At 43.5% G+C, this 17,172-nt stretch carries 13 protein-coding genes and 2 pseudogenes; 9 read left to right on the top strand and 6 right to left on the bottom strand.

Annotated features, from left to right (window positions below; translation table 11 throughout):
- Positions 1–34 precede the first annotated feature (34 nt).
- On the bottom strand, positions 35–1,855 hold the full coding sequence (locus TT12_RS05365; protein ID WP_045452727.1) for an acyl-CoA dehydrogenase C-terminal domain-containing protein: 1,821 nt from the start codon (positions 1,853–1,855) through the stop codon (positions 35–37).
- 520 nt (positions 1,856–2,375) lie between these two features.
- On the opposite strand from TT12_RS05365, the gene TT12_RS05360 reads away from it, so the two are divergent.
- Positions 2,376–3,380 carry an FUSC family protein gene (locus TT12_RS05360; protein WP_243443401.1) on the top strand — a complete coding sequence of 335 codons (1,005 nt, stop codon included), beginning with the start codon at positions 2,376–2,378 and terminating at the stop codon, positions 3,378–3,380.
- Positions 3,381–3,473: 93 nt separating this feature from the next.
- On the opposite strand, the pseudogene aroE reads toward TT12_RS05360, so the two are convergent.
- Positions 3,474–4,332, bottom strand: a pseudogene (gene aroE, locus TT12_RS05355) (shikimate dehydrogenase).
- A 444-nt stretch (positions 4,333–4,776) separates the two neighbouring features.
- On the opposite strand from aroE, the gene TT12_RS05350 reads away from it, so the two are divergent.
- The 3 genes from TT12_RS05350 to TT12_RS18230 are packed head-to-tail and all read left to right on the top strand — an operon-like array spanning position 4,777 to position 6,407.
- Positions 4,777–5,445 (top strand): hypothetical protein, encoded by a 669-nt coding sequence (locus TT12_RS05350; RefSeq protein ID WP_045452725.1) that lies wholly within the window; start codon positions 4,777–4,779, stop codon positions 5,443–5,445.
- 3 nt (positions 5,446–5,448) lie between these two features.
- The gene (locus tag TT12_RS18235) at positions 5,449–6,093 is read left to right on the top strand and encodes an aminotransferase class IV (protein WP_279378804.1); all 645 of its coding nucleotides are present in this window, start codon (positions 5,449–5,451) and stop codon (positions 6,091–6,093) included.
- On the top strand, positions 6,075–6,407 hold the full coding sequence (locus TT12_RS18230; RefSeq protein ID WP_279378803.1) for an aminotransferase class IV: 333 nt from the start codon (positions 6,075–6,077) through the stop codon (positions 6,405–6,407). The genes TT12_RS18235 and TT12_RS18230 overlap by 19 nt, the downstream gene beginning before the upstream one ends.
- A gap of 15 nt (positions 6,408–6,422) precedes the next feature.
- On the opposite strand, the gene TT12_RS05340 is transcribed toward TT12_RS18230, so the two are convergent.
- Positions 6,423–6,608, bottom strand: a complete 186-nt coding sequence (locus tag TT12_RS05340) for a DpnD/PcfM family protein (protein WP_045452722.1) — start codon at positions 6,606–6,608, stop codon at positions 6,423–6,425.
- 158 nt (positions 6,609–6,766) lie between these two features.
- Between TT12_RS05340 and TT12_RS05335 the strand changes: the two genes are divergently transcribed.
- On the top strand, positions 6,767–7,333 hold the full coding sequence (locus tag TT12_RS05335) for a hypothetical protein (protein WP_045452719.1): 567 nt from the start codon (positions 6,767–6,769) through the stop codon (positions 7,331–7,333).
- On the opposite strand, the gene TT12_RS16725 is transcribed toward TT12_RS05335, so the two are convergent.
- Together TT12_RS16725 and TT12_RS05330 are read right to left on the bottom strand one after the other, a co-directional pair.
- Entirely contained in the window at positions 7,325–7,495 is a 171-nt protein-coding gene (locus TT12_RS16725; RefSeq protein ID WP_243443411.1) for a hypothetical protein, read from the bottom strand. The two genes, TT12_RS05335 and TT12_RS16725, sit on opposite strands and share 9 nt — an antisense overlap.
- Positions 7,492–8,088, bottom strand: coding sequence for a DpnI domain-containing protein (locus tag TT12_RS05330; RefSeq protein ID WP_243443400.1), 597 nt, complete (start codon positions 8,086–8,088; stop codon positions 7,492–7,494). Before TT12_RS05330 ends, TT12_RS16725 begins: the two co-directional genes overlap by 4 nt.
- A 167-nt stretch (positions 8,089–8,255) precedes the next feature.
- On the opposite strand from TT12_RS05330, the pseudogene mltG reads away from it, so the two are divergent.
- Both mltG and tmk read left to right on the top strand, forming a co-directional pair.
- A pseudogene (gene mltG, locus TT12_RS05325) lies at positions 8,256–9,546 on the top strand (endolytic transglycosylase MltG).
- A gap of 106 nt (positions 9,547–9,652) precedes the next feature.
- Complete coding sequence (gene tmk / locus TT12_RS05320; RefSeq protein WP_201605952.1) at positions 9,653–10,390, top strand: dTMP kinase; 738 nt, start codon at positions 9,653–9,655, stop codon at positions 10,388–10,390.
- Between the two features lie 153 nt (positions 10,391–10,543).
- Here the strand turns inward: tmk and TT12_RS05315 are convergent, their stop codons facing one another.
- The gene (locus tag TT12_RS05315) at positions 10,544–12,934 is read right to left on the bottom strand and encodes a cation:proton antiporter domain-containing protein (RefSeq protein WP_227679004.1); all 2,391 of its coding nucleotides are present in this window, start codon (positions 12,932–12,934) and stop codon (positions 10,544–10,546) included.
- 881 nt (positions 12,935–13,815) lie between these two features.
- Here TT12_RS05315 and TT12_RS05310 point away from each other — a divergent pair.
- Positions 13,816–15,270, top strand: a complete 1,455-nt coding sequence (locus TT12_RS05310; protein ID WP_045452716.1) for a Do family serine endopeptidase — start codon at positions 13,816–13,818, stop codon at positions 15,268–15,270.
- Between the two features lie 261 nt (positions 15,271–15,531).
- Entirely contained in the window at positions 15,532–16,740 is a 1,209-nt protein-coding gene (locus tag TT12_RS05305) for a metallophosphoesterase family protein (protein WP_045452713.1), read from the top strand.
- Positions 16,741–17,172 lie beyond the last annotated feature (432 nt).

The following is a 17,172-nucleotide window of genomic DNA, read 5'->3' as shown; positions in this document are numbered from 1 at the left end:
TTCTTATTAATTACTGCTTAATTGTGATGCTATCTTAGTCTAGAAAAGCAAAGTTCTCAATCTTCATTGCTGTCATGCTGTCACTTGGTGCAACCATGGCTTCGGCATGCCCCGAGGTACGTGGTAACAACTTATCAAAGTAGAATTCAGCCGTTTGGATCTTAGCTTTGTAGAATTCTGGGGATTCAGTGCCGCCGTTTTCTAGCTTGTCATAAGCGACTGCTGCCATACGCGCCCAATGATAACCCATCATGACATAACCTGAGTACATCAAGAAGTCATCTGATGCAGCTGAGATGATTTCACGATCTTTACGTGCCATTAGCATCAAGCGGACAGTCAATGTATTCCACTCAGCACATAGCTTGGTGAGCGCCCAAACAAATTTACGCATGTCTTTATCAAGCGCATACTCGCCACACCATTTCATGATGCTTGAGGTGTAATCGCGGATGATTTTGCCTTTAGACTGCAAGATCACTTTACGACCGAGTAAATCCAATGCTTGAATACCAGTCGTACCTTCGTACATGGTGGCGATACGAGCATCACGAGCAATCAGCTCCATGCCCCATTCTTTGATATAGCCATGACCACCATAGACTTGCTGACCGTGTTTGGCCGCCTCGATACCTAGCTCAGTTAAGAAGCCTTTCAGGATTGGTGTGTAGAAACCCAATTTGTCATCCCATTTTTCAAACTCTTCATCATCGCCATTGATGATACCTTGTGCCATTTTATCGGCATAGCGCGCAGAATGATAAATCATTGAGCGGCCACCTTCTGCAAAGGCTTTTTGGGTCAATAGCATACGACGTACGTCAGCATGGTTGATGATGGCATCAGCAACTTTTTCAGGCTCTTTTGTGCCTGATAAGGTACGCATAGAACGGCGATCTTTTGCATACGGCAGCGCGTTTTGGAATGACAATTCAGTATGAGCCAAACCTTGGATACCAGTACCAATACGGGCAGTATTCATAAAGGTAAACATGGCTTTTAGACCTTTGTTCGGCTCACCAATTAAGTAACCAACGGCATCATCAAAGTTTAGTACACAAGTAGCCGATGAGCTAATGCCCATTTTGTGTTCGATCGATCCACAAGTCACGCCATTACGCTCGCCAATTTCACCTTCAGTAGTTGGTAAGAATTTCGGTACGATAAATAATGAGATACCGCGTGTGCCTTCTGGTGCATTTGGCAAACGTGCTAAGACAATATGAACGATGTTTTCCGTTAAATCATGCTCACCACTTGAGATGAAAATCTTAGTACCGCTAAGCTTATAAGAGCCGTCATCCTGTGGAATGGCTTTAGACTTAACTTGACCCAAATCCGTACCACATTGTGGTTCAGTCAAGCACATGGTGCCTGCCCAAGAGCCTTCGACCAATTTATGCAAGTAGGTTTCTTTTTGCTCATCGGTACCATATTGCATAATGGTATTGATACAGCCAGTTGATAGACCAGGATACATTGCCCATGGCCAGTTCGCCGTGCCGATCATTTCAGCTTTAATTAAGTTCAATGAGGTCGGTAAGTTCATACCGCCGTACTCTTCAGGGTAAGAAATACCTTGCCAGCCGCCTTCTACAAATTGATCATAAGCTTCTTTAAAGCCTTTAGGGGTTGTGACCACACCATTTTCAAAATGACAACCTTCAGCATCTGCTGGTTGATATAAAGGTGCTAAGACATTTTCAGCAAAATCTGCCATCCCTTGAAGAATCATATCAACGGTTTCAGGATCGGCATTTTCGCCATTGTCCAAATCTTTATAATGAGTTTGAAAGTCCAAAACATCATTTATTAAAAACTTGATATCACGTAAAGGTGCTTTGTAAGTTAACATAGTCGCTCTCTTTAGTTATTCGCTATCATAAATGGCTAGCTCGGTATTTGAGCCACGTTTCATGTAAAAGGGTGTTTAATTATTTGGGGTAAGAATAGACGATATCACGGCTCATCATTCAGATTTATCAAAAACAGCTCATCCATTTTGATTGCCGTTAAGGCATCCTTGATAAAAAACAGCTGTCGCGGCGTTACTGTCAGTATAAATCTTCTGTAGAGACAAATATATAACTAATAACTAATATTCATAATTGATATTTTAAATCAAAACATTAATTTATGGATCGATGGGTTCGGTTTTTATTATTGTCTGTGGTTAAGTACTTATTTATGATAGATGTGACCGTATCAGAAAAACATTTTTTAACTGCATTTACGATATAAGGAAAGCCAATTATGAGCGCATCCAAGCGCGAGGCAACGCGAGCATCTTGGCTGACAGCGTTATTTGCTCGCATAAAGGCTTTAATTGATGGGGAGCTGGCGCATTTGCTGACAGTGAACCGTAGTAAGAGACCGTGGCATATGCCGATTATCGCGGCTATTGCATCAGTTTCCCTGTGTTTGTGGGCGCTTATTTTGATGCTTTATCGTCAGGTATCAAAGCGTCTTTGGGGGCGATGGTTATTTTGAATATACCGTTAGTGGGCAAGCTGCCGTATCGATTGGTGACAGTGATGGCTTGGGGTTTTGCCATGTCGCTGTGCTTTGCGCTCGGTCTAATTGCTCAGCAAGTCCCGCTATTAAAGCTGCCGATATTTACGCTCATGGCGTTTGGTATTGTGATTTTTGGACGTTATTATCGTCAGCCACCGCCAGCGGGACTTTTTGTGATGATGGCAGGTGCTATTGCGCTATTTATACCGTTGCCTTTGGAAGACATCTTACGTGCAGCTGGACTGGTGATGCTTGGCAGTAGCTTTGCTTTAGTGATGGCATTGCTGTATTCGTTATTTTTACTGGCGACGCGCCCAGCGACGCCGACGCCTACTTATAGCTACGAGCTAGATACCATTACTGAAAGTGTGATTGTCGCCAGTTTTGTCAGTTTAGCCTTACTCATCGCCGTCACTTTACAGCTGTCTAATCCCTATTGGGCAGCAGTTAGTTGCTTTTTAATTATCCAAGGTATTCATTTGCGTACCATGTGGATTAAGCAAATACATCGTTTACTTGGCACAGTATTGGGTGTGGTTTTGGCGAGTTGGATGTTGTCTTGGGGATTGTCAATATGGGGTGTCGCACTGGCGATACTGACGATGATGCTTTGTATCGAGACGTTGGTGGATCGACATTATGGTTTGGCAGTCATATTTATCACGCCGCTGACGATATTTATTGCAGAATATGGCAGTGGCCTACCGCTTTCTGAGTCCGCCTATCAAGAAGTGATTCGCACGCGCCTTTTTGATACCGTGATTGGCTGCTTGGTGGGTCTGAGCGGCGGAGTAGTAATGCATTCAACCAACTTACGCATACCGCTACGGCGTATCGAAAACTGGCTACTGGCGCGCTTTGGCTAATTGATGAGTGTCAAACCACCAGTACGTTTGAAATAAAGTATTAAAAAAGTCGCATGAGCTGAGTTCATGCGACTTTTTTATGTCAATTTTCGATTAACGGCTGTGTAGCGTTTCGGTCGCTTGCGCAACATCGATCGTATGACCTGTCCAACGCTCAAAGCTTAGCGCTGCTTGTCCTATGAGCATGCCATAACCATCAGAAATCTGTGCGCCACGCGCAGAAAAATGCTGCAGAAACGGCAGCGTGCGTCCGTACATCATGTCATAAGCATAGTCACCGTTTAGCGTGTCGCTTAGTGGTAGCGTATCTGCTGATAAACCAATAGAAGTCGCATTGATGATAATATCAAACTTTCCATTTAAATCCGCCGTGCGACAAGTTTCAATTTGCTGCTCATGAATAGCAGCGCTTGCCGCGCTAAGCTCAGTGACTAACGCTGTTGCCTTGCTCAGCGTGCGATTGGCAATCGTAAGATGTGCGATACCGGCTTCAATCAATGGCAATATCACCCCACGTGCTGCGCCGCCTGCACCAATGAGTGCCACGCGAGCACCATTCAATCGCCAACCCAAACTTACGATGTGATTGACCAGTCCTTGTCCGTCAGTATTATCGCCATACAATGCCTCGGTGATGAGCACGCCACTTTTCACCAGCGCTTTATTTAGTAACAGTGTATTGACTGCGCCTGCAACTTTGGCATGCTCCGATAAACACCGCGCGCCGCGCAGCAGTCATAAGCGATTTGTTTAAAAGGTACAGTCACGTTGCTCCAACCCCGCCGCCCTGAAAAAACGCCTCAAGCACCGCGGTAAAACTGGCTGCATCATCGGGGCAATATTGGCGTTGATAGCTAATCTCAATGCCCGTCTGCGCTGCAAATAACGTATGAATTTCAGGAGATTTGCTGTGGGTAATGGGATTGCCGATAACGATAAAATGCTGGGTCATAATAGGTCTGCTTGCGATAAGAGGCAAAAAATAATCAGTGGAAGGGCATTGATATACAATCATCATAAGGGATAATGCGATATTTGACAAATCAGTGGTCTAACGAGTAAACACTTGAATAGGTAGGTTTTTTGACAGATTAGGTCTTTAACAAATCTGTACTGTCTGGGAGCGTTATCCGTAACGTAAAGGGTGGTCAAGTGTTAAGCAGTTGGGTAAACTAGAGAGTATGAAAATTTTATATTGATATTTTGGCAGTTGCATAACCATCAGTAACTGAACTGTCAAAAACCAAGTCATAGGAAACGGACATAACAAACTGAGTCATAAAATACCAAGTATAAGAACGCTTGTTTATAAAATATAATGTCCATTATCAGCGGCTTATCTGCCTGCTCGTTAATACTATTTTGAGAATCATCTAAAAGTGTGAGTAAATTGCCCATGTGGAATAATAGCCTACAGACCCTCTTGGTTGGTACGATAATGGCAGTCGGCGTGTCGCTCAGTGGCTGTGATAGCAGTAAAGACGACGCCCAAAACCAAGATGCCGATATGAGCGAGCAAACCGTCGCTGACGATGCGCTAGTACAGGACAATGCTGCGCCGAACGCCGATTTAGACGGCGCTACTGCTCAGCAAGGTACACAAGTGAAATATGACGTTGCGGGATGGGGCACTAAAAATGTAGCGTCACTGAACGTCGATAATTTAGATGAGATCAAAGCGACTTTTGGCAAGGTCATGAGCACTGACGAGAACAGCCTCGACTATGCCAGTAATCCAGCCGCCAAATATCGCTTTATGGATACTGATGCGCCGTATTTGGATCTGATTGATTCTGAAAAGTATCTCGAACTCGGCTGGTACTTTGCCAATCCTACTGACTCTGATAAAGAAAAAGAGATAAGTCAAAACCATGCCGAAAAAGCGCATAAGCTTGCCCGCCAACTGATGGGTGATGAGGGCGGACAACTGATTTCTGATATGCTTAATGGTCAAATTATCAAAAATAAAGTCATCGGTGGTCAAAAAATAGAATTGGCAAAATGTGAGTTCTATAGTTGTATGCTGGTCATCAATAAATCTGCTGCCCAAACAGATAAGAAGTAAGCTGTGCTCGCTATCATGCCGCTCAATAATTGGCTATGCATACATCCATCAAGTGCTACGACGGATATCTCAGACACAGTATCGCTAGACAATCGTGGGTTGGCATATGGCGATGGGTTTTTTACCACGATGGGGGTCATCGATGGGCAGATACTGTGGTTGGCTCATCATCAGCAGCGCCTTGTTTCCCATGCTGAAGCTTTACAACTTGAATTAGACAGTCATTCTGTCATGGCTTTATTGCAGACGCATGCCGAGCAACTACAACAAGGCATGCTGAAACTGATGGTGACTCGCGCCGTGCAAGATGTCCGTGGTTATGGCTATGTGCCAACCACATCTGGTAGCGCTTGTGAGATTTGGCTAAAATCCTCTGCGATGACCGTCACTACGACTGAGCAATTACGCTTGCCTGATGGGTGCTCAATCCCGATGCAGCCTATCAGTTCTGCCATTTGCCTATCTTCGCAGCTTGCTTGCTTACCGCCACCATTAGCCGGACTCAAAAGCCTCAACTGCCTTGATAATGTGCTGGCAAGTGGTGAGTTACAAGGCATCAAAGCCCAAGTATCGGAAGACAATATCAAACCCAGCATCGGCGAAGGTCTGCTACGTGACATGAGTGGTCGTTGGTTGAAGGTACGATGAGCAATGTCTTTTATCAATTATCAGAGCAGCAATCCTCAAAATCCGCAAGCCATTTAGACATCAATAAAAATGATCCGAATTATTTAGACCAAGGTCAATGGTATACACCTTCGATGGCGCAAGCGGGCGTCGCTGGCGTGATGCGACAAGTGCTTATCGATGCGTTATTGACTAGCAAACATCCCGTCATTATCAGATCATTAAAAGATGAGGATTTGCCACAGTTAAGCCAGCTGTTCTTTTGTAATGCACTGCGCGGTGTCATGCCAATGAGTAGCCTGACGTTATTATCGGGTGAAATGGTGAGATTTTAAGCGATTGAATCATATTTAAAAAATATTAAACTTGGTATCAATGAAGTCATCTGGGTACAAAACAACTTCTTCATTGCGATACATATCTCGCACTTTTAATAGTGCGTCTTGCTCGTTCTCTGCGTTAACTTCTACGATATTATTCAACGTCTCGACAATCTCTATCTGAAGAGCTCTCTTCAGTTTTTTATCTACTTTCATAATTACTATCCCCGATATACGCTTATCAAAATTTCTTGAGTATTTATATATTCTAGGTTAGCAAAGGCGCTTAAAAAGAAGTGATCGTCTTTTGTTACGTAGACTTGTGCGATAAGGAAAATCGATCAATGATAGTATTTTGATAAGGAGAGATATCCATGGACTACATCTACGAAGATGAACGAATACCTTTACAAATCCGTCGACTATTAATTTTTGATGAGATTTGCAAATTAGCAAAAAAACAACCTGATGAAATTATTCATTTATCAAGATTCACTGAATTATCGCTTGGTGTTATGTATTTGAAAGACTTTAAAAAATTTATTGCGTTTGGCGGCGTGTTTGAGTACGCAGAAACAAGAGAAGAAGTTATCGAGCAGCGTATTAGAGTTTTTCCTAACGATGAACCAGTCACACGTGCGCTGACAGTTAACTTAAAGCAGTTTACTAAACCTGCGCGTACAACTATCCAGCTGGTCTGGTATTGGAACAACTACGTTAAAAATAGAATGCATGCTTACGTCGATTATCGAGAAGAGCACTTTTTTAAAATCAATGATGAAATTGATGGAGAGTATCCACCGCATAAGTTTCATGACCGTCTCGTTGCAACGGCACGTTTACCTTTATGGGACGATAGAGAGGCGTTAATTGCAGATGTATACCGTAATAATAAAGGGCAACCAAGACCTGAGCGCTTCAATGAGAAACGTTTAATATAATTTGCAATAACGCCCACGACCAGTAAATTCAATAATACCTCTATCGCGTAATACTTGTAATTGTCGGCGGATTTTATCTTTAATGTGATTATTTTCAGGATGTTTACGCTGTAATTCATCAGCAAACGCATAAACTTGATTGAGAGAAAAATTAACGTTCAGTTATCAATACATTGCCAAACATCCAGTGTCCAACCACGCGGAGCTGTAGATTGCTTACGTAGAAACAAGGTTTTTTGAAATTGCTCGGTGACATTATCGCGTGGTATGACTTGCTGGTTTTTCACCAAAAATACTTTCCCTGATTCGGGCACTTGTCGTAAATCAATATTGCAACCAACCCAACCGGCACGTTTGGCAGTGACTGATAAAGGCTTACGTTTGACAATCATATCAGGCTTAAAAAAATGCTTAGGAATAATCAGGAAGTTGTTAACGCTATATTCTTGAGAATAGGTTAAAAAGAAAAAGTTAGGATTATTGTCGCTACTGATACGCTCAATCATGGTGTCATAAGCGCCGTCATTGATAATGTTGCTTAACTTTGCTTGCTTACTTTTTAGCTCATATTGCTCATTACAATTTGCACAATAAAAGTCAGCGACAGGCTGATTGTTAGTAAATTCCGCCAATGGCTCGGTATTGCAACTAGGGCAGTAACTTTGCTTAGCAACCCAATCTTCACTGAGTACTCTAATGATTTGACTAGGCGACTTGTAATTTTTGGCAAGATTTTGATTAAAATGTAGATTCATAACCAGTTTTCGTTATTAAAGAAAAGGAAAAACAATAAAAGAAGGTAGAAATATTAGCCCATATCAGCAGGCGTAAATACCAAGATAATTCATAAGCTAAGCAAATACCATTGAAAATCGCACGGTTCAGTGCTAAATTCTAGCAAACTTCTGCCTCGCGAGTTGCCATGAGCAAGCCTACATCTGAAACGCCTCCTGAACGTCCTAATGAAACGCCATCGAATAAACCAGATAGCAGTGTTGAGGAGCGTGTCGATACCACACTACCAGACACGCAACCAGCAGTTGATGGAGTAGAGGAAACGCCAGCGACAGATGTGTCACTCATCAGTGGAGCGGCTAAGCCACGCGAATATAAAGCCGATAATCAATCGTTCTTTATGCAGCGTGGTTATCAAGTGTTGCTAGTGCTGGGGCTTATCGCTGCGTTTTTCTTAGTGATGGTCTATCAGACATTGTTTGGGCGGATTGAGCAGCCAAAGCAAATGGTCACCATTGAGCAGGGTCAGAGCTATTATGCTTACTGCCGCAGTGGCAACAGCAAATCCCGCTGTTTTCTGCCACGATTGCCAAGCTCTATATGAAAACACAAGTCGATGGCCCTTACATGCTGGTATTTATCAATTACCTGAAAATCCTACCTTTGCTGAAACGCTACATATACTTGGGCAAGGGGTAAAAGCATCGATGGTAAAGGTGCAAATCATCGAAGGCAAAACCTCTAAAGATTTATATCAGACGTTACGGGATAATAAAGGCATCAAAAAAGAGGTGCTGACCGACGATAGTGGCAATGATAGAGACAATGCTGGTATTGCTCAAGCGTTGGATTTGGTTGGTATATTGCCAAATGAAGTGATTAATAGTAGCGACCCTATCGTCAATCACAATCTTGAAGGTTGGTTTGCCCCTGATACTTATTATTATGGGGAAGGCAGCACTGATAAGCAGGTACTGACCGATTTATATAAGCGTCAACAGCAAGTATTGACTGAAGCGTGGGAAAATCGTGCGCCCAATTTGCCTTATAAGACGCCTTATGAGGCGTTAGTGATGGCCTCTATTATCGAAAAAGAAACCAGTGTGGCAGAAGAGCGTCCTTTGGTCTCTGCGGTGTTTAGAAATCGTTTAGATAAAGGCATGCGAATGCAGACCGATCCGACCATCATCTATGGTATGGGCAGTCGCTATGAAGGCAACATTCGCCGTAAAGACATTGATGAAAAAACGGCTTATAACACCTATCAAATGGATGGCCTACCGCCAACACCTATCGCGCTACCATCTGCTGCCTCTATCGAAGCGACCTTGCACCCAGCAGATAGTGATGCATTGTACTTTGTAGCGACGGGTAATGGCGGGCACAAATTTACCAATAGCTTGGCGGCGCACAATCAAGCGGTAAAAGAATATCTCGGCGTCATGCGTGAGAAAAAATCACAAACCCCGCCGCAGTAATTCAATCCTCTATCTTTTCTCAAAACCTATCGTGAACTGAGCGTTATGCAACTGTCTACATAACGACATAACGACATAACGCTCATCAATGACATAAGGTCATATCATGTCAGTACCTATACAAAACCATGTATCTCAAACAGTCCAGTCGCAAGCAAAGCAGCCCAAAACAAGTCAGCCCAAAGCAAGCAATGACATCAATGATATCGCACTCAATCAAGGGCGCTTTATCAGTTTTGAAGGTACTGAGGGCGTAGGAAAAACGACTGCCATTGAGCAGCTGTGCACACGCTTAGACGATAGTAATATTGCGTATCTGCGTACCCGTGAGCCGGGTGGTAGCCCATTTGCAGAACGTTTGCGCGCTATATTATTGGACCCTGCGACCGACATCAATGATGATACAGAGCTATTGCTACTATTTGCGGCGCGCTGCGACCATATGCAGCAGGTGATTCTGCCAGCGCTACAACGTGGGACGTGGGTAATATGCGATCGTTTTACCGATTCTACCATTGCTTATCAGGGCTTTGGGCGGGCACATGGCGATGCGGTGGTACGAGCCAAAATTGAATCGCTTATCGAGCAGTTTGTGCCGCACCTACCTGAGCTGACATTGTGGCTGGATTTGCCCGTATTAGAAGGTATGACACGCGCTAATAAACGTAGCGCCGCTGATAGATTTGAGCAGCAAGCGACCGAGTTTTTTACTTGGGTGCACAAAGGCTTTAACACGCTGGCGACTCAGCACCCCGAACGGATACAGCGCATTGACGCATCAGGCACAGCCGATGAGGTGAGCGCGCGAGTATGGCAGGCAGTACAAGGCAGATTTGATGTTTAGTCACTGATTTTATAAAGCCATCACCTAGCCAAATAAAAAGCCCCAACATTGCGTTGGGGCTTTTGTGTTCTATAAACTGTGATATTTTATAAAGTATCAAAACAGTCATCAAGATATTGTCAAAACTGTGTTAAATCAAAGCTGTGGCAATGATCATTTATCCTGTTTATTCACCGCTTTATTATCTGAAATTTCTTGAACATTGTCTTTGTTAATAATATTGTTTTTAGTGACATCGCCTTTAGTGATATCGACATCAGAGCTTGCATTGGTTGTATTATCTTGACCAGAGTCGGGTAAACGATTTGGATCAAGCGCGCCCTTCTTAGTTTTAGGTGCGTTGCCATTACCATTCGTACGGCTGCTGTTAGACACTTTATTTTTAGGCATTGCCTTCGAAGTCGCTGTCGAGTTGGCTGACATGACGCCTTTATTAACGACGTCAATAAACTCATCTTGTGACGCTATCACTTTGTCATTTAAGGTGTCTGACGTGGTTTTAGTTTCAGCATTGCTGCTCGAATGGTTTGATATCTCGTTATCTACATTTTGCTCAGCGACTTTCTGCTCAGTGATTGCCTGCTCAGCAATTATTTCTTTAGCGCTGTCGCTATCAGTGGCAGTGGGTTGTTCTGTTGCATCAACACTATCATCGCTCAGCTCTTTTTCTTTACGCTTTTCAGGTGCTTTTGAGCTGGACTCAAAGTTAGCATCAGCTGCCAGTCGCGCCTGCTCTTGTTTAGGTGTCACGTCGACAGGTTTTGGCTGTACTTCATCTTCCACTACCAGTGAGATGAGCTTGCGATCGCGTGGCACGATGCCATCAAACTTATCGGTAATGACGTGTAGCTTGCCTTCTTTGTCAATTGTATACAGCGGCACGAATTGCTTATTGTCGGCTTTGTATTGCTCAAAGCTATAGCTGTCAGTGATGTTGGTAATCTTGATACGGGCTTTTTTCGACAGCATGCTGGCAAGTTTGGTATAGGTGACGTCTTTGCCAAATAGCCACTGCGAGTGGAAGTTACCTTGCTTATCATCGCGCTCGCTTTTGACCTTTTCGTCGCTGAACTTGAGACGGTACAATTTGCGCTCACCAAATTCATGACGATAATGAATCTCAGACAAGGTATTCATCTCTTTGTCCATACTCATGGCAAACAGACGACCGATACCGATCAGGTCAAGATGATGATCGGCATGATCAGAGATAGGATTGCCAAAATAAGTACGCAGACCGCTCATGCGTGCGCGGGCAATATTGGTATAGTTGTTGTGTGCGACGATGACATCAAAGCCCTGATCTTTTAGAGAAGTTGCTACCAAAAGCGCAATGGGATTTGAGCCGACAATAAGAATACCATTGGTCTCAGGCTCACGGACACCCAGCAAGTTGCCGACTATTTTCGCCCCCAAGCCCTGAATCATAACCGTGCCAATAATGACCATGAATACTAAGGGCACGAGCAGTTCAACACCTTGGATATCGTATTCTTGCAGACGAATAGCAAACAGTGATGAGATGGCTGCAGCGACGATACCACGTGGCCCAATCCAACTAATCATCAGCTTTTCATTGGTCTTTAAGTTTGAGCCAATAGACGATGCCCAAACGGATAAGGGTCGCGCCACAAACATGACGATAGCAAGTAACACCAGACCTGCGAAACCAACGCTAAGTAAGCTTTCCAGCTCTACACGTGCTGCAAGGATAATAAACAGCACAGAGATAAGAAGGATGGTTAAAGATTCATTGAACTCTAAAATCGTATCGCGTGGAAATTTTGGCCAATTCGCCAATGCCACGCCCAATACGGTGACTGTCAATAGCCCAGATTCATGCTCTAAATGGTTCGATACTGAAAATAACACCAAGACAAAGGCGAGCGTAAAGACATTGCGTAAAAATTCAGGAATCATATGCCGACGCATCAAGAAGGCAAGCAGCCAAGCGCCTGCCATACCCATCGCTGTCGCTAATACCACGATTTTGGCAAACAATAAGATACTGCTGGCTTCGCCGCCTGAGATGATGTATTCATAGACCAAAACCACGGCAATAGCGCCGATTGGGTCAATGATGATACCTTCCCATTTGAGGATATTAGAGATCGTCTTATTGGGACGCACACTACGTAATAGCGGCATAATCACCGTTGGACCCGTGACGCACACGAGCGCACCGAACAGCAAAGCAATCAGTGGATCGACATCGAATAAGAGATAAGTCGATAACGCCACGATAGCAATGGTGATAAGTACACCGACCGACACCAGCATTTGCACTACGGTGCCATGCTGTTTAATCTCGTCAAACTCTAACGTCAGAGAGCCTTCAAATAGGATAATCGCCACGCCCAAAGAGATGAAGGGGAACATCAGCTCCCCCAGCACCAAGTCAGGATCGAAGACTCCCAGCACTGGGCCCACGATAATGCCAATCAGTAATAAAAATAAAATGGACGGTTGCTTTAAATACCAAGCCAACCATTGGGCAGCAATGCCAATCCCAACCACGCCAGATAATAATAGGGCGGTATCCATAAATTGATCCTTTTATAATCTTGTCGTATTTTATAGCTATCAACCGCTTTTTTAGAGTAGCGGCTGCCAGTAGTATAGTAATAAGTTGACGCTACTCGCTATAGAGACACATCTCTATAAAACGTAAGCGACGACAATGGTATCCATCATGAATCACAACATGAGCCAGATATGATATAACTACTATAGAGTAGTAAAGACAAAAGCATTGCTAGAAAAAATCGTCAATCTCATATAAATCGTATATGGCATCAAGCTCGCTCAGTCTATTATTGATAGTACTGTCACGCGACTTTTTTTATCCATTTATCTTGAATCGACCATCGCATTATTCTAGTGATGCAAAAGATGAAAAATAAGGGTGATAATAGCCAGCTTTATAAAACAATAGTCAATAATGATTATTTATAGACTTTAGTTTGCTTAAAAATTTATTTGGCTTGCTATCATAACATGCTTTTATTTCATGCTGAGCAAGGCCGTATCTAGTACGATATCAGTAGGCAGCGGTAAAAATATACAATAACTGGGTCAAATAATCGCGCTTGGGTTATTCTACATGATCGGAATAATGACAAAATAGCACGATGACTTATCATACAGTAGCTGCCTTTATCATGCACCTAGCGAGGATTATCATTGTTTTGGGGTGTTTATATAAGGAAAGGCTAATGGTCGATGGCATAAGGGTATAAAAAACAGTAATCTAATAAACGACTAGATGGCGACTAAAAAGGTTGGCCGTCATAACATTCAGTGCCGATGCAACGTTTGTCATATACGGATTTGGTTAAAATTAAAACATCGTATACACGTCACTAGCGATAGTAGCCAAAACATAACCATTAAAAATAACAACGATTACTTATATGGAGGACAACATGCCTATCAATATGCTTACAGCGCAATCTAAGTTTTATGTGCCGCATTGGTTAAAACGTAGTGCGCTGGTGCTTGCTGTCAGTACCTCGGTGGTTACTGGCGTCACTGCCACCGCCATGGCGAGCGCTCAAGCTGTCGTCACCACGGCGGATTTTTCTGACTTAGTACAGCAAGTTACCCCAGCCGTTGCCCGCGTAAATGTCACCAAGACCGTCAGCGAGGCTGAGCTTGCCCAAGCCCAAACAGCCGAATTGTTACGGCAGTTCTTTGGTGATCGTTTACGTATTCCTGATCAGGCTGCCACGCCAGCGATTGAGCATGCTTATGGTACTGCCTTTTTTGTCACAGCCGATGGTTATATGCTGACCAACCATCATGTGGTGGAGGGCGCTGATAAAATCACTGTCACTCTTAACGATAGAACGGAGCTTGATGCAACCTTGGTTGGTAGTGATGAGCGCTCTGATGTGGCAGTGCTAAAAGTCTCGGGTAACCAATTTCCCGCTTTGCCTATCGGCGACTCAAATGCTCTGAAAGTAGGGGAGCCAGTACTAGCCATTGGTTCGCCATTCGGTTTTGATTACTCAGCATCGGCGGGCATTGTCAGTGCTAAATCACGCAGTTTTTCACGCGATACCAGCGTGCCATTTATCCAAACAGACGTGGCATTGAACCCGGGTAACTCAGGTGGTCCACTATTTAATCAGCGCGGTGAAGTGATTGGTATTAATTCGCGTATCTTTAGTGGTACAGGTGGTTACATGGGTCTGTCGTTTTCCATTCCGATTGATGCGGCGATGGATATTTACGAGCAGCTAAAAACCGATGGCGAAGTGGTGCGTGCTTATTTAGGTATTTATCCGCAAGACATCGATCGCAATTTAGCAGAAGCTTATAACCTAGATCGTCCTCAAGGTGCACTACTGACAAGGGTATCACCAGACTCACCTGCACAAAAAGCTGGTCTAAAACCTGGCGATATCATTTTGCAATATAATGAAGTGCAAATTATGCGCGCCTCAGATTTATTAAACTTGCTCAATCGTGCCAAACCGAGCGATAGCTTCCGCGCACAGATTCAGCGTAATGGTAAGCAGATGACCATCAGCGGCAAACTCACTTATGCGCCCAATGATGTGAGAGCACAAGGCGGCGATCAGCAGAATGATGAGGTGCAGTTAGGCTTGCGTTTACGTAACTTGACCGCTGATGAGCAAGCAGAAATCGCAGTGGATAATAAGACGGGTATTTTGGTCACCACAGTTGACCCAACGGGATTGGCGGCGCGCTCAGGTCTATTGGCAGGTGATGTGATTACCAATTTCCACCAAAAGCCAATTAAAAAGGTCACGGATTTTTCAAGCGCCATCTCATCATTGCCCAAAAAAGGCGTAGTGACCATTGAAATTATCCGCCAAGGTATTCCCGCGATTATTGGTTTACGTATTGAGTAAGCTTTGATAGCTTTGATAGCTTGGTAGGAGTAATGGGTAGTCGGGGCAGCAATTGAGCATGGCATAACAGGCGCGTCAATAATTCTACTTGTCTATGATAGAGCTCGACCCCTATAATGGCTGATTTTTTTACCCATGACTTAAAATAATCTAACACTGTCACTAACTTATTCATGGAGCGACTTATTTATCGCTCTATACGTTCTAATATAGGGTAAGCCAGTTGCTCGGCTCATACCCTCCCGTAACCATCAGGTAATTATGACTGACCATGCTCTTTATATCCTAAGTATCTCTACGGTAGCAGTATTGCTCGCGTATATTATACTGTGGTCAGGATTACAAACGTTCAATGCCAATCCTACCAAACGTTTTATGCGTATTTGGTTGAAGTTGGCACTCTACTATGCTGCCTATACTATGCCCGTTTGGGCTTTGCTGTTGGTGATAGGTTGGTCGCAAGACATGCTGCCGATACTGGCGCAGCTATCACTATCACTCGTGCTAGTGGCTGTATTTGCAATGGGGTTCTATTTTTATACCGTGGTGATACAACCCAATCGTTTACGTTTAGATCATCATGCAATCGACTTAGATTTATCCACACCGTTGACGGTTGCCGTATTGGCTGATTTACGCATAGGCTTGTATAGCGGCAAGCCGCGTCATATCCGTAAACTGGTTGCTACCATCAATGCGTTACCAGCAGATGCGGTGCTGATTACGGGCGACTGGTTGTATTATCCAAGTGCTGATTTAGTGGGTCAGCTCATGTTGTTTAAAGGGGTTAATAAGCCTATTTATACAGTGATGAGTACCTCAGACTTGCGTTATCAATCGATTAATACGACCAAGCAAGGACAGCCGTTATTAGAAGATACGTTGTCTAGTGCCTTTGATGTGCTTGATATCAGCTATATTGGTCAACAGTGTACCTCGCTGCCACTCAAATGTACTGGGGCTACTAATGCGCTTCCAGTAATGCCCAGTGCGAGCTATTCTAAAAACAATAAAGAGGGTTTTAGACAGCAAAATTTGGAAAATAGCCCAACCGTCGCCGTGCTTTGCGGCTGGCAAGATGTTCCTAAACAATTTGCTGATATTGAAGAGGCAAATGCGTCTGATAAAGCCGCGCTTGGTGCTGAAATTGCTAATACCACGAAGCCCGTCATCATCTTGGCTTCACGATTTGATAGTATTAGTGATTTGCCAAAATCCTTACAGCCACGACCACTATTGATTACTGGGGCGGCAAAGGCGATTCAAAAAAATATATGGTTGGCACAAAAACAAAAAAATATTGAGCGTAGTAGCGAGCAGTCAACCCTGTTAAACAATAGCCGCATGGGTAAGCAGCGAGGTTTATACCAACATGGCAGTGCGCAAATCTTTGTCAGTAGCGGTATTGGTACACGAGGGTTGCCTTTTCGCTTGTATCGCCCCACTATCGATGTGTTGACGATTCGTTAACATGACTCAAAAGACTTATCAGTGCTGATTCATTGCGCTAAACTGAGAGTTGAATAATAAGGCTGTTGGTTTATAGGTTGTAATGGTATGTCAGCAATTCAATTGATCGAACGTTAATTGATTGATAGCGGTCAAATCAAAATATGCTACACTAGCAGGCGTTTTTATTATTCTATTTTTAGTACTAAATAAGCGTTGTCGGTCATTGGCAAAATAAGGCTAAGACGAATTTTAGTATCTATATTGCGAACGCTTTTATCATAGAAAAAGATTGATCATAAAAAATACTTAGCATTAATATCAAGCAAGATATTGCCAATGTTGCCTATGAATGTACACAATATGAGTGCAGGCGTAGACATAATCATTGACACTTGCCAACGACCTATCATGTGACAGCTTTGAAAAAAGCTAGGATAATACAGTAAGGCA

Source organism: Psychrobacter sp. JCM 18903, from assembly GCF_000586475.1.
Classification (GTDB): Bacteria; Pseudomonadota; Gammaproteobacteria; order Pseudomonadales; family Moraxellaceae; genus Psychrobacter.
This window is presented reverse-complemented; position numbering and strand designations above follow the sequence as displayed.

Excerpts from the sequence above, each read along its gene's own strand:
- TT12_RS05350 (WP_045452725.1), top strand. The coding sequence starts at position 4,777 with ATGTGGAATAATAGCCTACAGACCCTCTTGGTTGGTACGATAATGGCA.
- TT12_RS05365 (WP_045452727.1), bottom strand. The coding sequence starts at position 1,855 with ATGTTAACTTACAAAGCACCTTTACGTGATATCAAGTTTTTAATAAAT.
- TT12_RS05315 (WP_227679004.1), bottom strand. The coding sequence starts at position 12,934 with ATGGATACCGCCCTATTATTATCTGGCGTGGTTGGGATTGGCATTGCT.
- TT12_RS05340 (WP_045452722.1), bottom strand. The coding sequence starts at position 6,608 with ATGAAAGTAGATAAAAAACTGAAGAGAGCTCTTCAGATAGAGATTGTC.
- tmk (WP_201605952.1), top strand. The coding sequence starts at position 9,653 with ATGTCAGTACCTATACAAAACCATGTATCTCAAACAGTCCAGTCGCAA.
- TT12_RS05305 (WP_045452713.1), top strand. The coding sequence starts at position 15,532 with ATGACTGACCATGCTCTTTATATCCTAAGTATCTCTACGGTAGCAGTA.
- TT12_RS05335 (WP_045452719.1), top strand. The coding sequence starts at position 6,767 with ATGGACTACATCTACGAAGATGAACGAATACCTTTACAAATCCGTCGA.
- TT12_RS05310 (WP_045452716.1), top strand. The coding sequence starts at position 13,816 with ATGCCTATCAATATGCTTACAGCGCAATCTAAGTTTTATGTGCCGCAT.
- TT12_RS05330 (WP_243443400.1), bottom strand. The coding sequence starts at position 8,088 with ATGAATCTACATTTTAATCAAAATCTTGCCAAAAATTACAAGTCGCCT.